The organism is Halomonas sp. ML-15 (assembly GCF_014779595.1).
Lineage (GTDB): Bacteria > Pseudomonadota > Gammaproteobacteria > Pseudomonadales > Halomonadaceae > Franzmannia.
In genome coordinates this window covers 64,530-90,368 of record NZ_JACXZT010000017.1, presented here as the reverse complement: position 1 = coordinate 90,368, position 25,839 = coordinate 64,530, and the positions used below count along the sequence as shown (strand labels likewise).

The 25,839-nt window shown below is 64.4% G+C and carries 23 protein-coding genes; 14 read left to right on the top strand and 9 right to left on the bottom strand.

The window, feature by feature from the left end:
- Positions 1-90 precede the first annotated feature (90 nt).
- The 9 genes from IEI94_RS10010 to IEI94_RS09970 form a co-directional block, all read right to left on the bottom strand.
- Complete coding sequence (locus IEI94_RS10010; protein WP_191167165.1) at positions 91-1,119, bottom strand: GlxA family transcriptional regulator; 1,029 nt, start codon at positions 1,117-1,119, stop codon at positions 91-93.
- The gene (locus tag IEI94_RS10005) at positions 1,119-1,856 is read right to left on the bottom strand and encodes a class II aldolase/adducin family protein (RefSeq protein ID WP_191167164.1); all 738 of its coding nucleotides are present in this window, start codon (positions 1,854-1,856) and stop codon (positions 1,119-1,121) included. Before IEI94_RS10005 ends, IEI94_RS10010 begins: the two co-directional genes overlap by 1 nt.
- Before the next feature lie 20 nt (positions 1,857-1,876).
- On the bottom strand, positions 1,877-3,361 hold the full coding sequence (locus tag IEI94_RS10000; RefSeq protein WP_191167163.1) for an aldehyde dehydrogenase: 1,485 nt from the start codon (positions 3,359-3,361) through the stop codon (positions 1,877-1,879).
- Between the two features lie 12 nt (positions 3,362-3,373).
- Positions 3,374-4,324, bottom strand: a complete 951-nt coding sequence (locus IEI94_RS09995; protein WP_191167162.1) for a PDR/VanB family oxidoreductase — start codon at positions 4,322-4,324, stop codon at positions 3,374-3,376.
- An 8-nt stretch (positions 4,325-4,332) separates the two neighbouring features.
- Positions 4,333-5,997: a choline dehydrogenase gene (locus IEI94_RS09990; RefSeq protein ID WP_191167161.1), complete on the bottom strand. Its 1,665-nt coding sequence runs from the start codon at positions 5,995-5,997 to the stop codon at positions 4,333-4,335.
- A gap of 26 nt (positions 5,998-6,023) precedes the next feature.
- Entirely contained in the window at positions 6,024-6,950 is a 927-nt protein-coding gene (locus IEI94_RS09985; RefSeq protein ID WP_191167160.1) for an ABC transporter substrate-binding protein, read from the bottom strand.
- A 45-nt stretch (positions 6,951-6,995) separates the two neighbouring features.
- Positions 6,996-7,763 carry an SDR family NAD(P)-dependent oxidoreductase gene (locus tag IEI94_RS09980; RefSeq protein WP_191167159.1) on the bottom strand — a complete coding sequence of 256 codons (768 nt, stop codon included), beginning with the start codon at positions 7,761-7,763 and terminating at the stop codon, positions 6,996-6,998.
- Positions 7,760-8,914, bottom strand: a complete 1,155-nt coding sequence (locus IEI94_RS09975; RefSeq protein ID WP_191167158.1) for an aromatic ring-hydroxylating oxygenase subunit alpha — start codon at positions 8,912-8,914, stop codon at positions 7,760-7,762. Before IEI94_RS09975 ends, IEI94_RS09980 begins: the two co-directional genes overlap by 4 nt.
- A gap of 191 nt (positions 8,915-9,105) precedes the next feature.
- Positions 9,106-10,011 carry a LysR family transcriptional regulator gene (locus tag IEI94_RS09970; RefSeq protein ID WP_191167157.1) on the bottom strand — a complete coding sequence of 302 codons (906 nt, stop codon included), beginning with the start codon at positions 10,009-10,011 and terminating at the stop codon, positions 9,106-9,108.
- A gap of 226 nt (positions 10,012-10,237) precedes the next feature.
- Here IEI94_RS09970 and leuC point away from each other — a divergent pair, with 226 nt between their 5' ends.
- From leuC to trpA, 14 genes are all read left to right on the top strand, one after another.
- Positions 10,238-11,683 (top strand): 3-isopropylmalate dehydratase large subunit, encoded by a 1,446-nt coding sequence (gene leuC, locus IEI94_RS09965; RefSeq protein WP_191167156.1) that lies wholly within the window; start codon positions 10,238-10,240, stop codon positions 11,681-11,683.
- Between the two features lie 3 nt (positions 11,684-11,686).
- The gene (gene leuD / locus IEI94_RS09960; RefSeq protein WP_191167155.1) at positions 11,687-12,340 is read left to right on the top strand and encodes a 3-isopropylmalate dehydratase small subunit; all 654 of its coding nucleotides are present in this window, start codon (positions 11,687-11,689) and stop codon (positions 12,338-12,340) included.
- Positions 12,341-12,566: 226 nt separating this feature from the next.
- A complete protein-coding gene (leuB, locus tag IEI94_RS09955) occupies positions 12,567-13,646 on the top strand; it encodes a 3-isopropylmalate dehydrogenase (protein WP_191167154.1) in 1,080 nt (359 codons plus the stop codon).
- Between the two features lie 74 nt (positions 13,647-13,720).
- The gene (asd, locus tag IEI94_RS09950) at positions 13,721-14,833 is read left to right on the top strand and encodes an aspartate-semialdehyde dehydrogenase (RefSeq protein WP_191167153.1); all 1,113 of its coding nucleotides are present in this window, start codon (positions 13,721-13,723) and stop codon (positions 14,831-14,833) included.
- A gap of 183 nt (positions 14,834-15,016) precedes the next feature.
- Complete coding sequence (locus IEI94_RS09945) at positions 15,017-17,518, top strand: FimV/HubP family polar landmark protein (RefSeq protein WP_191167152.1); 2,502 nt, start codon at positions 15,017-15,019, stop codon at positions 17,516-17,518.
- Between the two features lie 49 nt (positions 17,519-17,567).
- Positions 17,568-18,554 carry a tRNA pseudouridine(38-40) synthase TruA gene (truA, locus tag IEI94_RS09940; protein WP_191167151.1) on the top strand — a complete coding sequence of 329 codons (987 nt, stop codon included), beginning with the start codon at positions 17,568-17,570 and terminating at the stop codon, positions 18,552-18,554.
- Positions 18,551-19,201: a phosphoribosylanthranilate isomerase gene (locus IEI94_RS09935; protein WP_191167150.1), complete on the top strand. Its 651-nt coding sequence runs from the start codon at positions 18,551-18,553 to the stop codon at positions 19,199-19,201. Before truA ends, IEI94_RS09935 begins: the two co-directional genes overlap by 4 nt.
- A gap of 149 nt (positions 19,202-19,350) precedes the next feature.
- Positions 19,351-19,584, top strand: coding sequence for a lasso RiPP family leader peptide-containing protein (locus tag IEI94_RS22950; protein ID WP_191167149.1), 234 nt, complete (start codon positions 19,351-19,353; stop codon positions 19,582-19,584).
- A gap of 31 nt (positions 19,585-19,615) precedes the next feature.
- Entirely contained in the window at positions 19,616-20,839 is a 1,224-nt protein-coding gene (locus IEI94_RS09925) for a PqqD family protein (protein WP_191167148.1), read from the top strand.
- Positions 20,840-20,854: 15 nt separating this feature from the next.
- A complete protein-coding gene (locus tag IEI94_RS09920; protein ID WP_191167147.1) occupies positions 20,855-22,777 on the top strand; it encodes an asparagine synthetase B family protein in 1,923 nt (640 codons plus the stop codon).
- A 154-nt stretch (positions 22,778-22,931) separates the two neighbouring features.
- The gene (locus tag IEI94_RS09915; RefSeq protein WP_191167146.1) at positions 22,932-23,129 is read left to right on the top strand and encodes a hypothetical protein; all 198 of its coding nucleotides are present in this window, start codon (positions 22,932-22,934) and stop codon (positions 23,127-23,129) included.
- 180 nt (positions 23,130-23,309) lie between these two features.
- Positions 23,310-23,474: a hypothetical protein gene (locus IEI94_RS09910; RefSeq protein WP_191167145.1), complete on the top strand. Its 165-nt coding sequence runs from the start codon at positions 23,310-23,312 to the stop codon at positions 23,472-23,474.
- Positions 23,475-23,777: 303 nt separating this feature from the next.
- The gene (gene trpB / locus IEI94_RS09905; protein WP_191167144.1) at positions 23,778-24,992 is read left to right on the top strand and encodes a tryptophan synthase subunit beta; all 1,215 of its coding nucleotides are present in this window, start codon (positions 23,778-23,780) and stop codon (positions 24,990-24,992) included.
- A gap of 9 nt (positions 24,993-25,001) precedes the next feature.
- A complete protein-coding gene (gene trpA / locus IEI94_RS09900) occupies positions 25,002-25,805 on the top strand; it encodes a tryptophan synthase subunit alpha (RefSeq protein WP_191167143.1) in 804 nt (267 codons plus the stop codon).
- Positions 25,806-25,839 lie beyond the last annotated feature (34 nt).

Sequence of the window (25,839 nt, the reverse complement as noted above, 5' to 3'; positions counted from 1 at the left end):
AGTTAGCATCCTAGGTAAATTGTCGAGAAGGCTCAAGCGTCCCCAAGGAATAGCCGCGCCTAAAAACCGTCCGTTGGTAGAGGCTGTGGCTCAGCGACGACGGTAGGGCAGGTAGCGCAGCGGCAGCACCGGTGCCTCGGGTGACTGCAGGCGATCGGCACTGGGCGCGCAGCCGAAAAAACGTCGATAGCTGCGTGAGAAATGCTCCAGGGATGCGAAGCCGGCGGCGCTGGCGACGGCGGCCACGCTGAGTTCTGTCTGCTGCAGAAGACGGTGGGCACGGTTAATGCGCAGCCACAGATAGTAGCGAATCGGTGTCACCCCCAACTCCTGCTTGAAGCGACGCTCCAGCTGACGCGGCGAAAGACCGGCATGATTGGCCAGATCGGCCGTGCTCAGCGGTGTTTCGATGTGGCGGCGCATATGGCGGAGTACGCGGCGAATCTGGGCCGACGTCTCGATATGGTGGAGCGGGTCGGCGGCCAGCTGCTGGCGGGCGCCGTCGCGCTGGCGACGCTCGAGGAGATGGTTGCGCAGCTCCTCGAGTAGAGGCGGTTCCACATGGCGAGCCAACCAGGCGAACATCAGGTCGACGATGGCAGTGCCCCCGGCACAACTCAGTCGGTCGTGATCGAGACAGTAGAGCTCGCTGCTGGTTTCTAGTTGTGGATAGCGCTCGCTGAAGCCTTCGCGATTGTCCCAATGCATCGCGACGCGATGGCCCTGCATGACCCCAGCGGCGGCGAGCATATCGCTGCCAACCTCGATGCCGCCGAGGTTGGCACCCGCGGCCGCACAGTGGCGCAGCCACATGGCCAGGCGCGTGTCGTCGCGATAGCGCTTGGTGGCGAAACTGGCCAGCACCCATACTTCGTCCAGCGCATGCGGTGCCGGCCACTCACTCTCTACCGCCAGCGGTGTGCCGTTGGAGGCCGTGACGCTCTCCTCCAGGCCCAGCAGTTGCCACTCGAAGCGCGCTTCCTGAGCCAGCCAGTTGACGATGAACAGGCTATCCAGAATGGTCCCCAGTCCGGCGAAGGAGAACGCCGGCATCAGCATCAGCTTGAGCCGGTAGGGCGGCGGTGATGTGGCGCCATCGGATAGGTCGAGTGTGCGCATCAGTGGCGATAGTCGGGGGCGTCGCGGTCGAGAATGCGCAGCAGCGCGGCGAAGTGTTGCTGGGCCGCTCCCTGGGCCATGTAGTCGTCCCACTGAGCTGCCGTCTTGCGCGCCACCTCGTCGCTGACCGGCTTGAGCGGCAGATGGCTGGCACGGGCGATCAGATAGGTACGGCAGGCACGCTCGAAGTAGTAGAGGCGATCGAAGGCCTCGGCGACATCGGCGCCGGTGGTCACCACGCCATGATTGCCGAGCAGTAGTACCGAGGCACGGTTGGCCAGCCCGCCGAGGCGTTCGGCCTCGTCGGCCAGGCCCATGCCGTCGAAGCCTTGATCGACGTAGAGACGCTCGAAGAAGCGCATGCTGTTCTGCTCCACCGGCGGCAGATGGGGCTCTTTCAGGCAGGCCAGCGCGGTGGCGTAGGGCGAGTGGCTGTGCAGGATGCAGCCAATATGTGCACCCTGGCGGTGCATGGCACCATGGATCGCCCAGGCGGTGGGATCGATGCCTGCAGGCGCTTGGCCATGGCGGTCCACCTCGAGCAGATCGCTGGCGCGCAGTTCAGAGAAGTGATAGCCGAGCGGATTGATCAGGAAACGTCGCTCGTCTAGCGCCAGGCTGCAGTGATTGGCGGTGGCCTCGTGCATATCCAGGCGGGCCAGCCAGCGAAAGGCGGCGGCGAGTTGCTGGCGTGGACTGGCCTCAAGAATGGGACGCGACACGTCGTGCTCTTGCATGGAGAACTCCTGTCAGGGACTCAATACTGAATCCAGCGCGTTTTGACGGCCATGTATTTTTGCATACCGGCGAGGGCGTAGTCGCGACCGATGCCCGACTGTTTGAACCCGCCGAAGGTGGTCTGCAGGCTCACGGCATCCACGCCATTGACCGTGACGGTGCCGGCCTGCAGCCGATCACACAGGCGGTGAGCACGCCCCAGGTCGCAGGTCCACAGCGAGGCCGCCAGGCCGTAATCGCTGTCGTTGGCCAGTGCCACGGCCTGCGCTTCGTCGTCGAAAGGCGTTACCGTCAGGACCGGGCCGAAGATCTCCTCGCGAAACAGGCGGCGGCCTGGAGTGACGTCGGCAAAGATCGTCGGCTCCACGAACAGGCGGCCGCCGTCCGCCTCGCGGGGCTCGCCTCCGCAGGCCAGCGTCGCCTCGTCGCGCCCCAGGCGCAAGTAGTCGCAGACCTTGTCGTTCTGGGCTTGGCTGACCAGCGGCCCGAGGGTGGTGGCAGGATCGAGGGGGTCACCCATGATCAGTGACTCGGCGCGACGGCAGAGCGCCTCGATCAGTGGCTCGGCCAGCTCGCGCTGTACCAGCAGCCGCGAATGTGCCGAGCATACCTGGCCGGCATTGGTGAAGATGCCAGCGGCCACGGCATCGGCGACCTCCTCCAGATCCCCGGCATCGGCGAACACCAGATGCGGGCTCTTGCCCCCACATTCCAGCCATACCGGTTTCATGTTGGACTCGCCGGCATAGACCATGAAGCGTTTGCCGATCTCGCTGGAGCCGGTGAAGCCGATGGCATCGACGTCGGCATTTCGGCCCAGCGCTTCGCCGGCCTGGTGGCCGTGCCCGGGCACCACATTGATCACCCCCTGCGGCAGACCCGCGGCTTCGCACAGCTCGGCGAGGCGCAGCGCCGACAGCGATGACTCCTCGGCGGGCTTGAGTACCACGCTATTGCCGGCGGCCAGCGCCGGCGCCAGCTTGACGCAAGCGTTGTGCAGGGGGTAGTTCCAGGGCACCACCGCGCCGATCACGCCCAGCGGCTCATGGCGCATGCTGGCCTGCACGCCCGGCGGCGACGGGGCCAGGGCGTCATACCACTTGTCCTGCACCTCGGCGTACCAGTCGAACAGCCGGGCGGACTCCTCGACATCGTCGAGGGCCTCGTCGATGCGCTTGCCAACTTCCAGACAGTCGAGCAGGGCCAGCGTCTCGGCGTGCACGCGCAGCCCCGCGGCGATTGCCTGCAGAACCTGGCGGCGCTCAGAAGGTGCGGCCCGCGACCAGTCGCCGGCAGCGAAGCTGCGGCGGGCGGCGGCCACGGCCAGGTCGATGTCCGCGGCGGTGCCCGCGGCAATGCGCGCCACGGGCGGGCCGCCCATGGGGTTGAGGGAGTCTAGCCAGTCGCCGGCCTGGGCCGCCTGGCGCTGGCCGTCGATGAAGGCGCGGCCGTCCGCTGTCAGCTCGGCGGCGAGACGTTGCCAGTCGTGGTGGCTATGAGGCATGTGGGGCTCCACTTAGAGGTCAAGAACGAGACGCGGTCCGCGGGGACGCGACACGCAGGGGTAGATCAGGTCGTTTAGGGCCTTCTCGGCGTTGGATTGCACGGCGTCGAGATGCTCCACGTCGCCCTCCAGCAGCGGCGTGGCACAGGTACCGCAGACGCCTTCGCAGCACAGGCGTGGCGGGGCCACGCCGTGTGCCTCCAGGGCGTCGATAAGGGATTGGTCCGGGGCCAGCGTGAAGCGTTTGCCGCTGGCGTCGAGAATCACTTCGCAGGCGGCCCGAGGGGCGTCGCTTGGCGTGGCGGCGTTATGGAAGCGCTCCAGGCGCAGACAGCCTGCTGGCCATTCGGTGGCGATATGCTCCAACTCGTCGAGCAACGAGGCGGGGCCGCAGGCATAGACGCGGGAGGTGGCGCTAGGCGCCGCCAAAAGCGCCTCGAGTCGTGGGCGCCCCTGCTCCCCGGAAACATGCAGATGCAGCTTGCCGGGCGGAAAGAGCGGCGCCAGCGCTGCGGCAAAGATCGCCTGACGACGATGGCGGACCAGATAGTGCAGCTCGCGGCTGGCACCCAGGGCGTGCAAGCGTCGCGCCATGGCGACCAGCGGGGTGATGCCGATCCCAGCGCCGACCAGACAGTGGTGCGTGGCGTGCTCATCGAGGGGAAAGCGGTCGTGTGGTCCGCTGGCGATCAGCCTGGTGCCCGGCATGGCTTGCTCGGCGAGCCATGCCGAACCGCCGCGGGAGTCGCGCTCGTGGAGCACGGCGATGCGGTAGATCCCGTCATCGGCACCATCGAGCAGCGAATAGTGGCGAATCATCCCGTCGGGCAGGGTGAGTGCCAGGTGCGCTCCCGGCGGGGCCGGCGGCAGGGTAGCCCCGTCACTTGCCGCCAGGTCGAGTCGGTATAGGCGCTCGCCGAGGGCTTGGTGGTGACGGATTTCCAGGCGTAGAGCGTCGTGCATGGGAGCCTCTAGCGTTGCCGATGTTGCCATTCGGGGTGGATCCAGGTCGCTGCCTCGCTGGGCGGCAGGGGAGCGTTGCCGAGCAGCATGTCGCTGGCCTTTTCGGCGATCATCACCGTGGGGGCATTGGTATTGCCGCTGACGATGCGCGGCATGATCGAGGCATCGACCACGCGCAGCCCCTCCAGGCCGTGGACGCGCAGCTCGGGGTCGACCACCGCCTCGGGATCGCCCACGGGCCCCATCTTGCAGGTGCCTGCGGCGTGGTAGCCGGTCTCGGTGGTGCGCCGCGCCCAGGCGTCAAGGTCGGCATCGCTGTCGATGTGTGCCCCGGGCGAGATCTCTTCGCCGCGCAGGCCGTCAAAGGCGGGCTGGGCGATGATCTCGCGCACCAGACGCACGGCGCTGCGCATATCCGCGCGGTCACGCTGGCTGGCCAGGTAGTTGAAAACGATTGCCGGGGCCTCCCCCGGATCGGCGCTGCGCAGACTCACGTGGCCGAGGCTGGTGGGGCGCATCAGGTCGATATGCACCTGAAAGGCGTGCTCGCGAAGTGGCGCCACCGAGCCCGGCGGTACTGCCGCGGACATGAAGGTGAGCTGAATATCGGGGTGCTCGACCCCGGCACGGGAGCGGATGAAGGCGCCGGCATCGAACTGATTGCTGGCCGCTAGTCCGGTGTGGCGACAGAACCACTGCACCCCAAGCCACCACTTGCGAGGCGCATGGGTCCAGGGGGCGATGGAGACCGGCTGTTTGGCATGGTAGGCGACCACGCTGTCGGGGTGGTCACTGAGCCGCTGACCGACCCCAGGGAGTGGATGGCGACAGTCGATGCCATGCGACGCCAGGGCCTCCTCAGCACCGATGCCGGATAGCATCAGCAGTTGCGGGGTATTGATAGCCCCGGCGGCGAGGATAACCTCGCGTGTAGCAGTGGCACGGCGGGTCTCGCCTGCGACGCGATAGCTCACGCCCTGGGCGCGAACGGCGTCGAATAGCACGCGTTCGACCTGGGCCTCGGTGATCACGCTGAGGTTGTCCCGCGGCCTGGCGCGGGCCAGATAGCCGCGGGCGGTACTCCAGCGCCGGCCGCGGTAGGTGGTGCGATCGACGCGGCCCATGCCCTCCTGGCAGTAGCCGTTGGGATCCTCGGTATAGGGATAGCCGGCCTCGACCCCGGCGTTGAGAAAGGCGCGCGCCAACGGATCGTATGGTCGGCCGGCGCTGACCCTTAGCGGTCCATCTTCGCCGTGGTAGTCGTCGCCACCTAGCTCGTGGGATTCTGCGCGGCGAAAGTAGGGCAGCACCTCGGCGTAACTCCAGCCGGGGCAGCCACTGGCGGCCCAGTGGTCATAGTCGCGGGCGTGACCGCGAATATAGACCATGCCGTTGATCGACGACGAGCCACCCAGGGTCTTGCCGCGCGGGGTGGCGATATAGCGCTCGTCGAGATGGGGCTCTGGGCCGGAGTGATAGTGCCAGTTGAAGCGTGGGCCATCGATGGCGGCGCCCATAGCGGCGGGCATGTCGATGGTCCAGGAGGCGTCACGTGGGCCCGCTTCGATCAGCAGTATCCGGTGGCGGCCGTCGGCGCTGAGCCGGTCGGCCAGCACGCAGCCGGCCGAGCCGGCGCCGACGATGATGTAGTCGTATGACGCGGGGTCAGTCATGCCAGAGTCTCGCCACGGTGATGGGTTCAATACGTGTCGTGATAACGATCGGCGGCATCCTGCTCGCCGTCGGCGCTGGTCACGCCCTCGAGCCAGCCCAGCACCACGTCGGGGTTGTCAGCGAGCCATTGGCTTGCCACTTCTTCGAGGGGCACGTTGCGGCGGCTGTAGTCGTAGACCCAGGCATCCTGGACCTCGATGGGCAGCACGATCTGCTCCAGCAGACGGGTCAGGTTGGGATGACGCTCGACGAAGTCAGCGGCAACCACGGTGGAGACCGAACTGGCATCGCCCCACAGATTTTCCGGGTCTTCCAGGTAGCGGATCTCGAAGTCGATGTTCATCCAGTGCGGTTCCCAGCCGAGGAAGGCGATCCATTCCTCGTCGGTGATGCTGGTTTCCACCTGGGACATCATGCCCGCCTCGCTGGAAGCCACGACCCGCCAACCGTTCAGCCCATAGGTGTCGTCGTCGATCGCCTCCTGCATCAGCTCGTTGCCGACGTTGCCAGGCTCGATGCCGTAGAAGGTATGGCTGAAGCGTTCGCCATGTTCTGCCAGATCGGCCATCGAGCGCACGCCGGCCTCCCAGACGAAGCCTGGCACTGCGAGCTGGAAGCGCGCGTCTTCGATGTTCTCGGTCAGCTCGATCAGCTCTCCGCTCTCCAGGCGTGGGTCGAGCATGCCGCTCTGGGAGGGCCGCCATAGCGCCATGTTGATATCCAGGTCACCACTGGCCATAGCGCCAAGGATGATCGAGGAGCTGGCTTCCTGGAGTGTGGCCGTATAGCCCAGGGACTCGACCAACTGGCGGGTGACCTCGGACTTGACCGTGGCCCCGGGCCACTGAGGCGTAGCGAATCGGATCGTCTCGGCCTGGGCGGCGAGCGGTGCCAGAAACAGGGCGCCGGCGGTCAAGCTGGACAAGAGGGTGGGCAGTGCTGAATGACGCATGGTCGGGTTCTCCTCGTATTATAGGGTTGTCGTGCAGGGGAGTGGTTAGAAGCCGCACACGCCGCCGCCGTCGACGCTGAGAATGGCGCCGTGGGTGAAGCTGGCCCGGGGCGAGGCGAGGTAGAGAATCGCTTCTGCGACCTCGCCAGGCTCTGCCATGCGCCCCATCGGGGCGCGGGCATGGGCGCTGGCCAGGTAGGCGGTAGGGTCGACACTGCGCTGTGCGGCGCGGTCGATCATCTCGGTGGCCACGTTGCCGGGGCAGACGCAGTTGAGTCGGATGCGACCGGCCAGTTCCAGGGCCAGGGCGCGGGTCAGGTTGACCACTGCCGCCTTGGCGCCGGAGTAGACGCTGCTGGGGGGGTAGCCGATCAGCCCGGCATCGGAGCCGAGGTTGACCACGTTGCCGCCACTCGCCTCCAGCGCGGGTAGCGCCGCCTGAATGGCGAAGAAAGTGCCGGCAACGTTGATCTGACAGGTATCGTCCCAGTGCTGCTGAGTGACCGCTTCGAAGGCCACTTCCTCGAATACCCCGGCACAGTTGATCAGGCAGTCGAGCCCGCCGAGCCGCTCGCAGGCGCTGTCCACGACCCGCTGGCAACTTTCGCGATCGCGTAGTTCGCCCACCGCGGCCAGGGCCGGGGTGTCGCGTCCTGTGTTGAACGCCGCCACCGAGGCCTCGCTGCGTGCGCCGATGGCGACTCTCGCACCACGCCTCAGCAGCAGCTCGGCGGTGGCGGCGCCGATGCCGCGGGCACCGCCGGTGATCAGCACACGGCGGCCGTGGAACTCACCGTCAGCAGTATCGCTCATAAGCGACTCGCCTCGGGGTGCAAGGCACGAAATACCAGGCGGTGGAAGTGGTGCACCAGGTGTTCACTTTCGTTGCTGCGCTCGGCATCGATCATGTAGCGCCCCTGGTTGTACCCCAGCGAGTGCAGGCCCTGTTGCACGGTGACATTGAGCTCGATGTCCTCCGGACCCAGATCATTGCTCATCCACTCGATGCTGGCCCGGGAAACCTCGGAGATCGGCTGCTGGGCGCTGTAGTAGCCGAAGCGCAGCAGGCTGCGCTCGCTGTCCAGCGGGATCATCATGAAGGTGCCCAGGCACTGTGTGAACGGGAACTGGTAGAAGGTGTTGTGCGGCCAGATGCCGATGTTGAAGAAGCCGTCGCCCGACTCGGGGCGGCGTGCCAACGGCTTGCCGTAGGCCTGGGTGGTGTCGGGGTTGGGTGGCGCGCCGTAGGTCCACCAGTGGTCGAACTGACGCAGCCGATACCCGGCGAAGTCGATCAGGGCGGCGAGGTCGACGTGACAAGGCCCCGAGAGCTGGAAGTGATAGCCCTCGATGGAGTTGTCCATGATCACCTTCCAGTTGGCTGGGACGATGACATCGTCCTCCTCGACCAACTGCATCTTGTCGAGATCGGGTATCGCCTCGCGCATGGCCTGGTCGGCACCGGGAAACAGCGTCTGCATCGAGGGCGCATCAGGGGCGAAGTTGAAGAACACGCAGTCGGCGAAGATCTCCATGCGCACGGGCGGGATGGTGTGCTGCGTCTTGTCGAAGCCGGCCAGGCGCTCGCTGCGCGGGGCGCTGCGCAGGGCGCCGTCCTGGCCATAGCACCAGGAGTGGTAGGCGCAGCGAATCACGCCCTTGTTGACGCCACGGGTCTCGCTCAGCAGGCGATTGCCACGATGCTGACAAACGTTGTGGAACGCGTGGATCTCGCCCTGGCGGTCACGCATCAGAATCACGCTCTGCTGGAAGATATCGCGTACCACGAAGGCGCCCGCCTCGCCGAGTTCGTTGACATGGCAGCCGAAGTGCCAGGCCTGCATGAAGATTCGCTCGCGCTCCTCGGCGAAGATGGCCTCGTCATGGAAGTAGCGGGAAGGCAGGGTAACGGCCGTCTCTGCGGACTGTTCGTCCCACTGCTGGATCGGAATCCGGTCCGTCATGGGTCTGGCTCCTCATGCTGTAGCGGTCAGGGATAGCCCTAAGGCTAGGCCGCTACCTCGAAGAGGCATGAGGTTTTACGACGCTGCGTCGAAAGCGTATTGATCTTTTAAGACGCATCTCTGTCGTTATTTATCAGATGTATGCCGCAAACAGTTGCATGACTGTGTCGATGATCTGATGAAAAGCGACATCACGAGGTGCGGTCTGTGTCGCCATGGCTGAGCGCCGTGCGCTCGCTATCCAGCAATGCCAGCATCGAGCGCGCGGCGTTGGAAAGGGTGCGGCTGGTATGGACCAGATAGCCCAGCGGGCGCTCGATGGGGAGGTGCTCGATATCCAGCACGTGCAGATTGTCGTCGATCAAGGACTCCGGCAGCACGCTCCAGCCCAGGCCGATGCTGACCATCATCTTGAGTGTCTCCAGGTAGTTGGTGGAGAGGGCTACTTTTACAGCGAGGCCGTCGCGGGCGAAGGTGTCGACCACGATGCCGCGGGTGAAGGTCTGTGGCCCGGGCAGCACGGCGTCGTGGGCCGAGAGTGCCGTCAGCGGCGGCGTCGCGCCCTGCGCCAGAGGGTGGTCGGGGGCGCATACGAAGCGCAGCCGGTCGACCCATACTGGCACCACCGTCAGCTGCGGGTCGGGCACCGGCGCCAGGGTTACCACGGCAATTTCCAGTCCGCCGTCGAGTACCTCCTGGTAGGCCTGCTCGGAGTCGAGGAAGCGCATATCCAGGCGCACCCCGGGGTGGGCGCGGGTATAGCGCTTGAGCAGCGGCGGCAGGCGATGCAGACCAATATGGTGGCTGGTGCCCATGGTCAGGCTTCCGGCTACGTCGCCACTCAGGTTAGAGAGCGCGCGGCGACTGTCGTCGACCATCACCAGGATCTGTCGCGCCCGCGGCAGCAGCAGATGGCCCGCCTCGGTCAGCGATACTCGGCGGTTGATGCGGTCGAACAACCGAGCGCCGATCTGGTCCTCGAGGCTGGCAATGCGCTTGCTCACCGCCGGCTGGGTCAGGTGCAGCTGCTCGCCGGCCAGTGAGAAGGAGCCGTGATCGGCCACCGCCAGGAAAGCCTGTAGGCTCTGGGTATCCATGGGCGTCTCGTGTATTCCGTTTGGGAATTCAAAGTATGAATAACATGAATTGATTTTATGAGCGACCCGCAGGACACTGCTGGTAAGGAAAAAGCGCCAAGCCTCAGCGCCACCGTATAGCGGCGCAGGCCTGTCGCCGACAAGCCGCGAGACTAGAACGGCACTTGAGTGACATCATCCAAGACCGAGCAGATGAGAACAGGGCCCCAGAGCCCGGGAGAACGATATGGCAGGCCAGACCCTTTACGACAAGCTGTGGTCGCAGCACCTGGTCAAGGAGCGCGACGACGGCACCGCCTTGATCTACATCGATCGTCAGCTGCTTCACGAAGTGACCTCGCCCCAGGCCTTCGAGGGCCTGCGCCTGGCGAACCGCAAGCCATGGCGGCTGGACGCCAACCTCGCCACCCCCGATCACAACGTGCCGACCACGGTGATCGAGCGTGCCGAGGGTAACGCCGGCATCAAGGACCCGGTGTCGCTGATTCAGGTTCAGACCCTGGATGACAACTGCGCCGCCTTCGGCATCGAAGAGTTCAAGATCAACGACGCACGCCAGGGCATCGTGCACGTGGTCGGGCCGGAGCAGGGCGCGACACTGCCCGGCATGACCGTGGTCTGCGGCGACTCCCACACCGCCACCCACGGCGCCTTCGCGGCCCTGGCCCATGGCATCGGCACCTCCGAGGTGGAGCACGTGCTGGCCACCCAGTGCCTGCTGGCGCAAAAGATGAAGAACATGCAGGTGCGCGTCGAGGGCGAACTGGGCATCGGCGTCACCGCCAAGGACGTGGTCCTGGCAATCATCGGCAACATCGGCACCGCCGGCGGCACCGGCTACGCCATCGAGTTTGCCGGCAGCGCGATTCGCAGCCTCTCAATGGAAGGCCGCATGACGGTCTGCAACATGGCCATCGAGGCCGGTGCACGCGTCGGTCTGATTGCCGTCGACGACACCACTATCGAATATCTCGCCAATCGCCCCTACGCGCCGAGCGGCGAGCAGTGGGAGGCCGCCGTGGCCGACTGGCGTGGCCTGGTCTCCGACGCCGATGCCGCCTTCGACAAGGTGGTGGAGATCGACGCCGCCACCATCGAGCCGCAGGTCAGCTGGGGCACCAGCCCGGAAATGGTCACCGGGATCTCTGGTGAAGTGCCGGATCCGTCCAGTGCTAGCGACGATACCGTCAAGCGCAGCTACACCCGGGCGCTGGAGTACATGGGCCTGACGCCCAAGCAGAAGATTACCGATATCCGTCTCGACAAGGTCTTTATCGGCTCCTGCACCAACTCGCGTATCGAAGATCTGCGCGAGGCGGCCAAGGTCGCCAAGGGCAAGAAGGTCGCCAGTACCATCCAACTGGCCATGGTGGTCCCGGGCTCGGGGCTGGTGAAGCGCCAGGCCGAGGCCGAGGGGCTCGACAAGATCTTTACCGAGGCTGGCTTCGAGTGGCGCGAACCGGGCTGCTCGATGTGCCTGGCGATGAACGCCGACAAGCTGGGTGCCGGCGAGCACTGCGCCTCGACCTCGAACCGCAACTTCGAGGGGCGTCAGGGCTATGGCGGTCGCACCCACCTGGTCAGCCCGGCGATGGCCGCGGCGGCGGCGATTGCCGGCCACTTTGTCGACGTGCGCCAGCTCGATGCTCAACCCGCTGCCCAGGAGGCCTGAGAAATGAGAAAGTTCGAACGAGAGCAGGGCCTGGTAGCGCCGCTGGACCGCGCCAACGTCGATACCGACCTGATCATTCCCAAGCAGTTTCTCAAGTCGATCAAGCGCACCGGCTTCGGCGTCAATCTGTTCGACGAGCTGCGCTACCTCGATGAGGGATACCCGGGTCAGGACGCCAGCCAGCGCCCCCTCAACCCCGACTTCGTGCTCAATCAGCCGCGCTATCAAGGCGCCAGCGTGCTGCTGGCGCGGCGTAACTTCGGCTGCGGCAGCTCCCGCGAGCACGCGCCCTGGGCGCTGGAGGACTTCGGCTTCCGGGTGGTGATCGCCCCGAGCTTCGCCGATATCTTCTACAACAACGCCTTCAAGAACGGCATCCTGCTGGTGCCCCTCGACGAAGAGACCGTGGATCGGCTGTTCAAGGCGGTGGAGGACAACGAAGGCTATCGTCTCGACGTCGATCTCGAGCATCAGCGGGTTACCACGCCGGAAGGCGAGATCATCGAGTTCGAGGTGGATGAGTTCCGCAAGCACTGCCTGCTCAACGGCCTCGACGATATCGGCCTTACGCTGCAGGACGAGGATGCGATTCGCGACTTCGAAGCCAAACACCGCGTCAACCGGCCGTGGCTGTTCCGCGACAAGGCTCCGGCCTGAAGGCTGCACTAGGTCGCACGCGAGGCGCCGGGGGCAGGCCAAAGAGGAGGTTTGCGCCATGGATGGCGCAAGGTAGCGCCCAGGGATGGGTTCACAGCGCCTCCTCGTAGGCCTGCCGCCGGATCAGCCTCGCTGCCACCGACGCCGGCATAAAGCATTCATATCCGCCGTTGGATCAGATAACACCCACCAATGGCTACGTGGCATTACAAGGATTGAGAGCGACATGACACGCAAGATTCTGGTTCTCCCGGGCGACGGTATCGGCCCGGAAATCACCGCCCAGGCCAGCCGCGTGCTGGCCGCCTGCCAGGCCCGCGGCCTGGACGTCGAGGTCGAGGAAGCGCTGGTCGGTGGCGCTGCCTACGATGCCCATGGCGAGCCACTGCCCGCCGAGACCCTGGCCAAGGCCGAGGGCGCCCGGGCGATCCTGCTCGGCGCCGTAGGCGGCCCCAAATGGGACACCATAGAGGATCTCAGCAAGCGCCCCGAGAAGGGCCTGCTCGGCCTGCGCAAGAACCTCGGCCTGTTCGGCAACTTGCGCCCGGCGATTCTCTACCCGCAGCTCGCCGAGGCCTCCAGCCTCAAGCCCGAGGTGGTCTCGGGGCTCGATATCATGATCGTGCGCGAGCTTACCGGCGGCATCTACTTTGGCCAGCCCCGCGGCATCGAAGTGCGCGACGGCGAACGGGTCGGTTTCAACACCTACGTCTACTCCGAGAGCGAGATCGAGCGTATCGGCCGGGTCGCCTTCGAGATGGCGCAGAAGCGCGGCAAGAAGCTGTGCAGCGTCGACAAGGCCAACGTGCTGGAAGTCACCATCCTGTGGCGCGAGGTCATGGAGCGGCTGGCGCCGGAGTATCCCGACGTCGAGCTGTCGCATATGTACGTCGACAACGCCGCCATGCAGCTGGTGCGCGCGCCCAAGCAGTTCGACGTGATCGTCACCGGCAACATGTTCGGCGATATCCTCTCGGACGCTGCGGCGATGCTCACCGGCTCCATCGGCATGCTGCCCTCGGCGTCGCTCAATCAGAGCGGGCAGGGCATGTACGAGCCGTGCCACGGTAGCGCTCCGGATATCGCCGGGCAGAATATCGCCAACCCGCTGGCGACGATCCTCTCGGTGGCGATGATGCTGCGCTACTCGCTGGACGAGCCGGCGCTGGCCGAGCGCATCGAAGCGGCGGTGGGCAAGGTCCTCGACGACGGCCTGCGCACTGCCGATATCGCCTACCCTGGCACCCAACAAGTCTCCACCAGCGAGATGGGCGACGCGGTGCTGGCGGCATTCGAGGGGCTATAGGCCGCTTCCGCCGCTGCGAGCTAGATACGCTTCATGTATAATATTGGCCATATTTGATTTCAGGAGGACTTCACATGTTGAAAGTCGGTTTCGTCGGATGGCGCGGCATGGTGGGCTCCGTGCTCATGCAGCGCATGGTTGAGGATGGGGATTTCAACGGCATCGAGCCGGTGTTCTTTACCACCTCCCAGGTCGGCAAGCCCGGCCCCGACATCGGCGTTGACGTGCCTCCGCTCAAGGACGCCTTCGATCAGAATGAGCTCAAGGCGCTCGACGTAGTGGTCACCTGCCAGGGCGGCGACTACACCAAGGAGGTCTACCAGGACTTGCGCCAGGCGGGCTGGAAAGGCTACTGGATCGACGCCGCCAGCACCCTGCGTATGGCCGATGAGGCCACCATCGTGCTCGACCCGGTCAACCGCGGTGTGATCGACGCCCAACTGGCCAAGGGCGCCAAGACCTTCGTCGGCGGCAACTGCACCGTCAGCCTGATGCTGATGGGCCTTGGTGGCCTGTTCGAGGCAGACATGGTCGAGTGGATGACCTCGATGACCTATCAGGCGGCCTCCGGCTCCGGTGCCAAGCACATGCGCGAGCTGCTCAACCAGATGGGCGCCCTGCGCGACAGCGTTGCCGATGAGCTGGCCGATCCCTCCAGCGCGATCCTCGATATCGACCGCAAGGTTACCGCGGCGATGCGCTCGGGGGATTTCCCGACCGACAACTTCGGCGCACCGCTGGCCGGCAGCCTGCTGCCGTGGATCGACACCAAGCTCGACAACGGCCAGAGCCGCGAAGAGTGGAAGGGCAGCGTGGAGACCAACAAGATCCTCGGGCTCGACAACAACCCGATCCCCATCGACGGCCTATGCGTGCGCATCGGCGCCATGCGCTCCCATAGCCAGGCGTTTACGATCAAGCTCAAGAAGAATGTGCCGCTGGACGAGATTGAGGAGCGCCTGGCCAAGCACAACGAGTGGGTCAAGGTGATCCCCAACGACAAGGATGCCAGCAATGACGGCCTGACGCCGGCTGCCGCCACCGGCACACTCAGCGTCCCGGTAGGCCGCCTGCGCAAGCTGGCCATGGGCGGTGAGTACCTGTCTGCCTTCAGCGTCGGCGACCAGCTGCTGTGGGGCGCCGCCGAACCGCTCAAGCGCATGTTAAAGATCCTGCGCGAGCAGTAGGCGTCGCGCCACGCCGTGACCGTCACGACGCCTCCCTTCGCGGAGGCGTCGTCTTGTCAGCGGGAGGCAAACGGACATACGTTGAATGAACAGGCTTGTCAGACCTCCCCTGATGCTTTCTGCTGAGATAAAAACGATGCTTTCAAGCCACGGTATCATCAGGTCGCAGGGGCACACATAAGAATGAACCGCAAGCTCCCACTGGTCACTGCACTGTCGCTTACCGCAGCGACCAGCATGCCGCTGCTGGCACTCGGGCTGGGGGAGGCGGAAGTGCATTCGCGCCTCAATGCGCCGCTGCGGGCGACCCTGCCGCTCAATGATGTGGAGGGCGTAGATCCCCGGCGCATGCGGGTGTCGCTGGCCGACGAGTCGGCGTTCGAGCAGGCTGGCCTGAGTCGCGAACTGCTGGCACGTGGCATCGACTTCAGCATCGAGCGCCAGGGCGGTGAGCTGGTCGTCGCCATGCGCTCCGAGCAGCCGGTGCGGGATCCCTTCCTCGATCTATTGCTGGATATCGACTGGCCGGATGGGCGTGTTTTGCGCCAGGTGACGCTGTTGTTCGATCCTCCAGGCTACGAAGACAGCCCGGTGCTGGTGGTCGGGTCCTCCGCCGGCACAGCTGCGCCGACATTGGTGCCTTCCTCGCCGCCGTCTCCTGCCGCGTCTACTACTCCTTCTGTGCCGCAAGCGGCTAGCCGTAGTGCCGACCCTTCAGAGGTGCGCAGTGGTGACACCCTGTGGTCGGTAGCCTCGCGGCTGCGTCCCGGCAGCGACATCGATATCAATCAGATGATGCTGGCGCTGGTCGAAGCCAATCCCGAGGTCTTCCCTTCCGGCAATATCAACTCGATGCGCGCTGGGGTGACCCTCAATGTACCGTCTCGTGAGGCGATCACGCGGCGCTCGCCCAGTGAATCAAGCGCCCTGGTGCAGACCCAGAATCAGGCCTGGGCGGTGCGCCAGAGCGATGGCGGCGCGGCGGTAGCGGCGAGTGCGCTGTCCGGGCCGGCTGCTGAGGCTACTCCCGCCGGTACTGAGGTCGAGTCCACCGCTGCGGTTGATCAGGCCGAGCCCGATTCTGATGCGGCTGCTGAGGTGGCCGCCACCGAGCTTGCTGATAGCGAAGAGGGCGCCGACGACGCAGTAGAAGCGCCGCGCCTGACCCTGCTGAGTGATGAAGAGCTGGCCGCTGAGCAGGAGAATGGTGACGCAGATGAGCTGGCGCTGGCCGAGGCGGCTGAGGTGGCCGCCCCGGTCTCCTCCGGTGATGGCGAAACGGGGCAGGGAGGCGACGATGCGTCGGCTGCTGGCGTGGCCTCCGCTGAAAGCGCCGACCAGGATGAACGTCTGATGCGCGTGGAAGCCGAGCTGCTGGCAAGCCAGCAGGCGTTGCGCAACGTCGAGAACGAACGCGACCAGCTGCAGCAGGAGATGCGCGACATGCGCGACGAACTCGCTGCCATGCGCGAGCAGCTGGCGCAGCTCAGCGTCGGCGACGGCACGCCAGATGAGGCGGCTGGCGCCGGCGGAGTGACGCCACCGGCGGCAAGTCCCGCGCCTGAGCCCGAGCCCTGGTGGGGGGCGCTATGGCAGCAGGTACGTGACGGCAGCTTGACCGTGGCCGGGTTGGCCTTGGCGGCATTGCTGGCGCTATGGGCGCTGGTGCGCCGTCGGCGCGAAAGCGGTAGCGCGCCGCGGGCAGGGCAGCGTTATGTTGACGGTGCGGCAGTGATGCCGAGCATCTATGCGCCGAGCCATGTTCAGGCCACTGCGCCTGAGGCGCAGCGCACGAGTGCTGCGTCGTCGGATGGCGTCCCACACGCAGAGCCGCCCGTCACGCGGCCGATGCCCCAGGCCGAGGCCATAAGCGAAGCCGATATCTTCATGGCCTATGGCCGTTACGATCAGGCCCGCGAGCTGCTCGAGGCAAGCCTCGATGAACAGCCCGAGCGGCACGATCTACGCCTCAAGCTGCTTACCGTCCACGTTGAGCAGGGTGACTGGGGCGCGGCACAGCGCGAGGCCGATACCCTGCGCGGTGTCGATGAGCCGGCCGTGCAGGTCGATGTCGAGCGCCTGATGGCGCGACGTCAGCAGGTTCATGACGGCGTGTTGCCCGAAGCCGCTACCCCGAATGATCATTCTGCTGAGCCTGAGCCTGAGCCTGAGCCTGAGCCTGAGCCTGAGCCTGAGCCTGAGCCTGAGCCTGAGCCCGAGCCTGAGCCTGAGCCTGAGCCCGAGCCTGAGCCTGAGCCTGAGCCCGAGCCTGAGCCTGAGCCCGTCTCGCCGCCCCCTGCGGCATCCGGCGGTGCCGAGACGCCGCGCGTGATCGACTATCGCCCACCGACGCTAGAGCCCTCGGCGCCGCCGCGCGAAGAGACGCCCATGCAGCCCAGCGTTGAGTTCGAGCCGAGTGAGCCGGTATTGCCCGAGTCTCCTGCGGCACGGCCCGCCGAGGAGGAGTGGGAGGTCGAGGAGGTGGCGTTCGAGCCGCTGCATCTGGATAATAAGGGTCCTGCCGCCGACTCGCCCCAGTCGCTACTCGATGCGGCCCGCCAGCGCCTCGATCAGGGCCAGCCGCAAGCGGCTCGCTCGCTGCTCGATCAGGCGCTGGCCGAGGCCCGAGGAGATGACCAGCTGGAGGCCGAGGCGCGGCAGCTGATTGCCCAACACGACCTGTGATGCGCGCGGCTCTGCGGCGCGCTGACCCCGACGAGCCGCTGACGAACCGATGCCTCTGTTTCAACGCCTGGACGAAAAGACCCGCCTGACTGGCCGCCTGGCCGCCGCCGTCGAGTACGACGGCACCGCCTACTGTGGCTGGCAGCGCCTCAAGCATGCCTCCTCGGTGCAGTACGAAGTCGAGCAGGCCCTGGCGCGGGTGGCCAATCAACCGGTCACCGTGCACTGCAGCGGCCGCACCGACAGTGGTGTGCATGCCACTCGCCAGGTGATCCACTTCGACCCGCCGGTGTCGCGCTCGCAGAAGGCCTGGGTGTTCGGTGCCAACGCCAACCTGCCGCGGGATATCGCCATCCGCTGGCTGGTGCCGGTGGCCGACGACTTTCACGCGCGTTTTCTGGCCCTGGCACGTCGCTATCGCTATGTGATCCTCAATCAGCCCAGCCGTCCGGTACTGGAGCGCGCCAACGCCACCTGGTGTCGCGACCCGCTGGACGCTGATGCCATGCATCGCGCGGCTCAGGTACTGGTCGGTGAGCGCGACTTTTCGAGTTTTCGCGCCGCCGGCTGCCAGTCGAAAACTGCTTGGCGTCACCTGCATTTCATTGAAGTGCATCGCCACGGCTCGCTGGTGGTGGTCGACGTGCAGGCCAACGCCTTCGTCCATCACATGATCCGCAACATCGTTGGCGCGCTGGTCGATGTGGGGCGCGGTTCCAAGCCTGAAGAGTACATTGCCACGCTGCTGTCGCTGCGCGACCGCACCCAGGCCAGTGCCACGGCGCCGGGCTGCGGGCTGCACTTCGTCGACTCGATCTACGATCCGCAGTACGCCCTGCCACGCGAGCCACTTGGCCCCAACCTGCTGGCCTTTCTCGGCGAGTGGACCGGCGAGCGCGACTTGCCCGACTCGCCGCTGGTGCGCTATCGCCGTGGTCAACCGCTGGCCGAGGATGAGGGGCATCCTTCGCTGCCCAAGTATCGTGGCAAGCCCGCCAAGGTCGCCGCCCCGACACCGGAAGGGGAGTCGCCATGAACCAGCAGCGTCGTACCCGAGTCAAGGTCTGTGGCCTGACCCGTGTCGAGGACGTCGATGCCGCGGTGGCGTCTGGCGCCGATGCGTTGGGTTTTGTGCTGTGGCCGGGCAGCAAGCGTGCCGTGGATCTCGAACAGCTGGCCGCGCTCAGCGCACGGGTACCCGCCTTCGTGACCCGGGTGGGCCTGTTCGTCGACCAGTCAGCGGAGGCCATTGCCGACTGCGCGCCGCATCTGGACCTTTTGCAGTTCCACGGTGATGAGTCGCCAACCTTTTGCGCGGCGGCACCGCGCCCCTGGATCAAGGCGCTGCGCATGCGCGACGGTATCGACCTGCATGCCGCTGCGGCGGACTATGTCGGCGCTCGTGCGCTGCTGCTCGATGCCTATAAACCCGGCGTGCCAGGGGGCACCGGCGAGACGTTCGACTGGTCGCGGATCCCCGCAGACCTGGCAAAGCCTATTATCCTCGCAGGTGGTCTGACGGTCGCCAATATCGCGGCGGCCATCAGTGCGGTACGACCGTTCGCGGTGGATGTCTCGGGAGGCGTCGAGTCGTCGCCAGGCATCAAGCAGGCCGAGTTGATGAGTGGCTTTCTACGCAGCGTCATGGCGGTAGATGAGCGCTTGACGAAGAGGGCGTATTGATAGCTCGACAGAAGGAAAATCAGAATTATCTACAACAGTAAAGCCGGATGATCCGGCTTTGCTTGTCACTTTTATGTAAATGTGTGTATCTTTGGTCGAGTGAAGCCATAAAAAAGTTTTAGCAGTCCACTCCATACTAGGAGCTATCGATGAAAGGCTTGCATGACGTTGGTGTAGAGCATACTGCGCGTCTCGAATACAGCGCCCCACGGCTCAAGCAGTGGGGCAGCGTTGCCGATCTCACACAGCTCGGAGGATCTGGTGGCGCCGGTGATATCGGCTTCAACCCTGGTGGTAATCAGGTGGGGTCTGAAAATGGCAGCGTTTTTACTCCCGCCAATACTAGTGGCGGTGGTGGCGGCCAAGGCCGCGGTAGGCCCTGATCGACTACCAGGGATTTAAGGTGTCTGACACATGACCCGTACCGGCCATGGGTTGGTGGTGCTGCTCAGCGGCACTATCCCGGCTGAACGCGTCATGTCCTTTACCCGCCAGGACAGCCCGCAAGCCTCCCTGGCTTCCTTGATGGAAGCAATCTGTGCCAACCCGTTGTGGGAAGAGATGCCCGAAGCGCATCTCGTGGGGCGCGTAGAGCCCGACGTCATGTTGGGCGTGTTTGGAAATTTCACTGATTTCCAGCTCGCACGGTTGGAAGATCTCGCTATCCATTTGCGCGAAGGGCTGACTCGGCATCGCTATGTTGACTATGTCGATGCCGAGCGAGCAGTGGAGCGTTTGGCCGAAAAGTTGAAAGCTGAGCTTGGCCCGGAGTGTATTGCCAAGGCATATTTTTCCGCTATTCCGCGTGGCGGTTGGGTCATCTTGGGGATGCTGTCTTACTACCTAGAGCTGTGTCCCAGGCAACTGGTTGGCATCGACTCTCCTCCCTGCAGCCCGGATGACCTGCTCATCATCGTCGATGACTGCGCGCTGTCGGGGGTTCGCTTCCAGCAGACGCTACAGCGGCTCGAGCATGAAAGCGTCATCTTCTGTCCTCTGTTCTCGGTGCCGGCGTTATGCCGGAATATCGAGGCGCGGGAGTCACGGGTAGTATCCTGCCTGAGTGCTGAGGATCTGGAGGATATTGGCCCGGCACGCTATGGCGACGATTACCCGACATGGCGTGACAGGCGCAAGCAGCTTCTGGGCGGGCATGGTTATTGGGTGGGGATTACCGAGTATCTGGCCTTTGCCTGGTGTGAGCCTCAAACACGCTATTGGGACGAACGCATCCAGGGCTTTTCCGCTGGATGGAACATATTGCCGCCTGATTTGAGCATCAAGCGGCGGGTAGCTGCCCAAGCCATGAATATGATGCGATCCCGGTGGTCGATCCTGGAGCATTCTGGGACAGGACCGCTGCTCCCGTCGCAACGCTTGCTATGGCTGGATAATGGGGATGAGGTAGTCCTCGCTCGACTGCCCTTGGGTGCTGACAGTTCGATTCCGGTGTTCAGCTTGGCCGGCGTAGCGGCAGATATGTGGCGTCACCTCATGGGCAGTGGCTCGCTCGAGGCGACTCATGAGGCCCTGTTGGCACGCTATCGCGTCGATGCCGACAGTCTATTGGAGGACCTGAAGGCCTTCTTGACTCAACTGGTCGACCATCAGGTCATCCTCGTCCGTGACCCACCCTGAACGAGGAGGCCGAGTATGAGTGGCATTTGCGGCATCGTGCGTTTTGACGGTGCGGCCGTCGCCCGCGCAGAGCTGGAGGCGATGGTGTCACCCGCGGGGTGCCGCGGCCGAGACGGCGTCACCTACCTTCAGGAAGGTGCCGTGGGGTTTGCTTGTCTGTCACTTGAAACACTGCGGGCAGGGAGGGGGAGGTGCCTGCCGCTGATAGATCTGCAAGCCGGTATCATGCTGGCGGCGACTGCGAGAATCGATAACCGTCGGCAGCTCTCCCCACCGGTAGTTGAGGGAAGCAGCGATGCTGAGGTGATTCTGCAGCAGCTGTTGGCTAACCCAGAGCAGGCTGCTGCAAGTCTGCTGGGCGATTTTGCCTTTGCTTTCTGGGACCAGCGCCGTAGCCAGTTGACGCTGGCAAGAGACGCCATGGGGATGCGCTCCCTCTATTACCGCGTGGAACCCAATCGGGTGCTGTTTGCCACCGAGATCAGTCAGCTGCTCGCAGTGAGTGTTGGTTCGGCACGAGTCGATGAGAAGACCGTGGCGCACTATTTCACGGATATGCAGGTTCCGGGAGGCCGCACCTTCTATCAAGGAATGGAAGAGGTAAGGCAAGCCGAAGAAGTGACAATCAGCATGTCGGGTAGGGTATCGCGCCGCTATTTCTGGAAACCCGATCCCGCCAGGCGCCTGCACTATGCAGACGTACGTGACTACGATGAGCATTTTCGCGAGCTCATGGCCGATGTCATGCGCGATCGACTCGTTACCAAGTCGTTCATGGGGATCAGCCTGAGCGGCGGCATGGATTCATCTACGGCAGCATCGCTGGCTGGTTGGTTGGCCCAGCGAGGCGAGGACGTGGCGGCTATCAAGGCCTACAGTTGGGCCTTCACGCGTTTTCCCGAGTGCGATGAACGTGACAACATTCATAAAGTGGCTGGGCGCTATGCGATCCCGGTGCATGAAATTGCTGCCGAAGAGACCTATCCCCTGGTGAATCCCGACGCTTATCGGCCCCATCGAGATGATCCTTACATGTCGATCTATCATGCCTATATGCATCGTGCGATATCTGCAGCGGCGGACGATGGTGCAAGCGCCATGATGTTTGGCTTTCGCGGCGACCTGATGAGCGGCGAAGCGGTATTCGACATTAATGGGATGCTGCGCGATGGGCTCTACGCCGAGTCGCGCCGAGAGCTGGCGCGTCTCTCGCGCATGTATGGCACGTCGCGGCTGGCCACGCTGTTCGAGTACGTCTTGAGTCCGGCAATCTCTGATCTGTTTCCGCGACGCGCCGGCGTGCTGAGCCAACGCCTATTGAGTCTCGGGCGTCACTATGCTGCGCAAGGGCTCAATCGCCACTCTGCGCCGGGGTGGGCCTCACGGCGGTCAGCCAGCTACGTCAGCAGGGAGTTCCTCAGTCGGGCAGGGCTGCCGCGCAGAGATCCCCAGGAAGTCACTGCCGAGCAGTGGCCGGGCGTTGCGGCGCGGCAACGGTATGCTCTGGTCAATTCCCCGCTGGCTTCTCGTGTCGTGCAGTTCAGTGAGCGGCTTTGTGCACGTTATGGTCTTGATTTTATTGACCCTTGGAGCGATAGGCGAGTGCTTGAGTTCGTGCTGTCATGTCCGCAACATATCGTGACGCGGCCGCGCCAGTTCAAACGGCTCGCCAAGCGCTCCATGCATGACATCATGCCAGATGAGGCGATTCATGCGGCCCGCAAAGTCACGCCAGAACCCCTCTATCTGCATGCCTTGCGAGAAGAGGCGAGCGACACCGTGCGGGATCTCGTCACTGATAGCCGCTGTGCGGCGATGGGCTTTGTTGATGAGCGGGTTCTGCGGCAGCAGTGCGAGAGCCTGCTCGCTGGCGAGCGTAACGACGTCGATCTATGGCCGATGCTTTCCCTTGAGCTGTGGCTTCGGCAGCACTGGTAGTCGTGCTGGGGATAGCCGCAGAGCTGAGAGCATCTGATATCCCAGGATGGCAAAAACCACCCGCTGCTCATATTGTTTCATTTTGTTTCTTGGAGTAACTTGATGTTGTGCCAATCGGCACGGCAAGCAGATACTTTGCGCAGGAGCGATGGCAATGGGCAATGACGTAGAACGAATGAATGGCAAGCGCCTTGGCTATGCGCCTCCCCAGTTGGCGCAGTGGGGCAGCGTTTCCGACATGACCCAGCTCGGCAATTCCGGAGGCCCTGGAGACATCGGCTATAACAAGCCGGGTAAGCAGGTAGGTTCCGAGAATGGCAGTGTCTTCCCGGGCGGCATCACCTTCGAGTGATGATTAGTGGTGCCAGCCCGCTGGGCTGGATTTGGCTCGATGGCTTCTCAGTCCATCGAGCTTTGTTTTTCGTAAGTACGAACGAGAGTGGTTATTGGAATTATGAGATTGGAATGTAACCAATTGGTGTGATAGATTTACAAAGTGTCGCATAACGTGCCTACCTGAACGGTGATATCCATGGCGAGTCAAGAGCAGTCCCAGATCAATGAAGCCTCTCCGCGCATCGAGTACCATCCGCCTCAGCTCAAGCAGTGGGGCCGCGTCGCAGACCTCACCGAGCAGCGCGATGATCAACCCATTCCGGGTCTGGAGCCAGGCAGCGTGACGCCCGAGCTGCGCTAGTGCACCACTGCTGACGCCAGGCTATTGACCTGCTCAGGTGTCGTGTGCCGTTATCTGCCTGACAGGTCAACACTCCCAACTCCCGTCAGCGGCCGTTCCTGGCTGCGCAGCGTTGCTGTGGCCAAAGGCCAGAGATGTCCGTCCCGCCGCGTATCATGCTCTGCAACACCGCCAAAACCTGATATCCTCATGGGCCGATTTGCCGTGCTCGTTCGTGCCTGAGCCATCGAGTCGATGGGGCTCAGCCATGAACTTTCTGGCTAAATCTCCAATCCGCTCAAGCGACCCTGTGAGGTGTCTTTCGTGACCAAGTTCAGCGACCTGACCCGACTGCCCGATGCGCGCGGCCATTTCGGCCCCTACGGCGGCCGGTTCGTTTCGGAAACGTTGAGCTTCGCCCTGGATGAACTCGAGAAGAGCTACGCCGCGCTACGCGACGACCCCGAGTTCCAGGCCGAATTCGACCATGATCTAGCCCACTACGTGGGGCGGCCATCGCCGCTGTATCATGCCAAACGCTGGTCGGACTCACTGGGCGGTGCGCAGATCTGGCTCAAGCGCGAGGACTTGAATCACACCGGCGCGCACAAGGTCAACAACACCGTCGGCCAGGCGCTGCTGGCCAAGAAGAGCGGCAAGCCGCGGGTCATCGCCGAGACCGGCGCCGGCCAGCACGGCGTGGCGACCGCCACCGTGGCGGCGCGGCTAGGCCTGCAGTGTGAGGTCTATATGGGCGCCGAAGACGTTCAGCGCCAGAAGCTCAACGTCTATCGCATGCACCTGCTGGGCGCCAAGGTGATTCCGGTAGAGTCCGGCACCCGCACCCTCAAGGACGCCATGAACGAAGCGCTGCGCGACTGGGTGACCAACGTCGACGACACCTTCTACATCATCGGCACCGTGGCTGGCCCGCACCCCTATCCGCTGCTGGTGCGCGACTTCAACTCGGTGGCCGGCCGCGAAGCGCGCCGCCAGTCGCTGGAGCAGATCGGTCGGCTGCCGGATGCGCTGATCGCCTGCGTCGGCGGTGGCTCCAACGCCATTGGGCTGTTCTATCCGTTCGTCGAGGATGACGAGGTGGTCATGTATGGCGTCGAGGCCGGTGGTGACGGCGTCGAGACCGGCCGCCACGCCGCGCCGCTGGCCTCCAATGCGCCGCGCGGTGTACTGCACGGTAACCGCACCTACCTGATGTCCGACGAGGCCGGCCAGGTCTCCGACACCCACTCGATTTCCGCCGGTCTCGACTATCCGGGCGTAGGCCCCGAGCATGCGCTGTGGAAAGACGTGGGGCGCGTCAACTACGTGACCGCCAACGACCAGCAGGTGCTCGAGGCGTTCCGCGAGCTGACCCATATGGAAGGCATCATGCCGGCTCTGGAGTCGGCCCACGCTCTGGCCCATGCCAAGGTGCTGGCACCGACCATGCGCCCCGACCAGCACATCGTGATCAACCTCTCCGGTCGCGGTGACAAGGACATCATGACGGTGGCCAAGCTCGACGGCATTGAATTCTAAGGACCCGCGATGAACCGTATTGATCAACGCTTCGCCGAGCTCAAGGCGCAGGGCCGAAAGGCCCTGATTCCCTACATCACTGCCGGTGATCCGGGCCCCGAGCATACCGTGGGCTTCATGCACGCCCTGGTCGAGGCCGGTGCCGATATCATCGAACTCGGGGTGCCGTTCTCGGACCCCATGGCCGATGGTCCGGTGATCCAGAAAGCCTGCGAGCGGGCACTGCTCAAGGGCACTCGGCTGGTCGACATGTTCGACATGGTGCGCGAGTTCCGCCAGACCGATACCACCACGCCGGTGGTATTGATGGGCTACCTCAATCCGGTCGAGCGGATCGGCTATGAAGCCTTCGCCGATGCCGCCAGCGCCGCTGGCGTCGACGGCGTGCTGACCGTTGACATGCCGCCGGAAGAGGCCGATGAGTTCGGCCCGGTACTCAAGTCATTCGGGCTGGCGTCGATCTTCCTGGTCGCGCCTACCACCTCCAACGCCCGGGCCGCTACAATATGCGCCCATGGCGAAGGCTATCTGTACTATGTGTCGCTCAAGGGCGTGACCGGCTCCGCCAGTCTCAACGCCGAGGACGTGGCCAGCCACCTGGCGCCGCTGCGCGAGATGACCACGCTGCCGCTGTGCGTCGGCTTTGGCATCCGCGATGGCGCCTCGGCGGCGGCGGTGGCCCAGGTCGCCGACGGCGTGATCGTCGGTTCTGCGCTGGTCAATCGGATTGCCGAAAACGCCGACAATCCGGCCGCTATCGCGCCTCAGCTCAAGGCGGTACTGGGCGAGATGCGCCAGGCCATGGACGCTTGAGCGAGCGCCAACGATATATGACTCAACGTTTCAG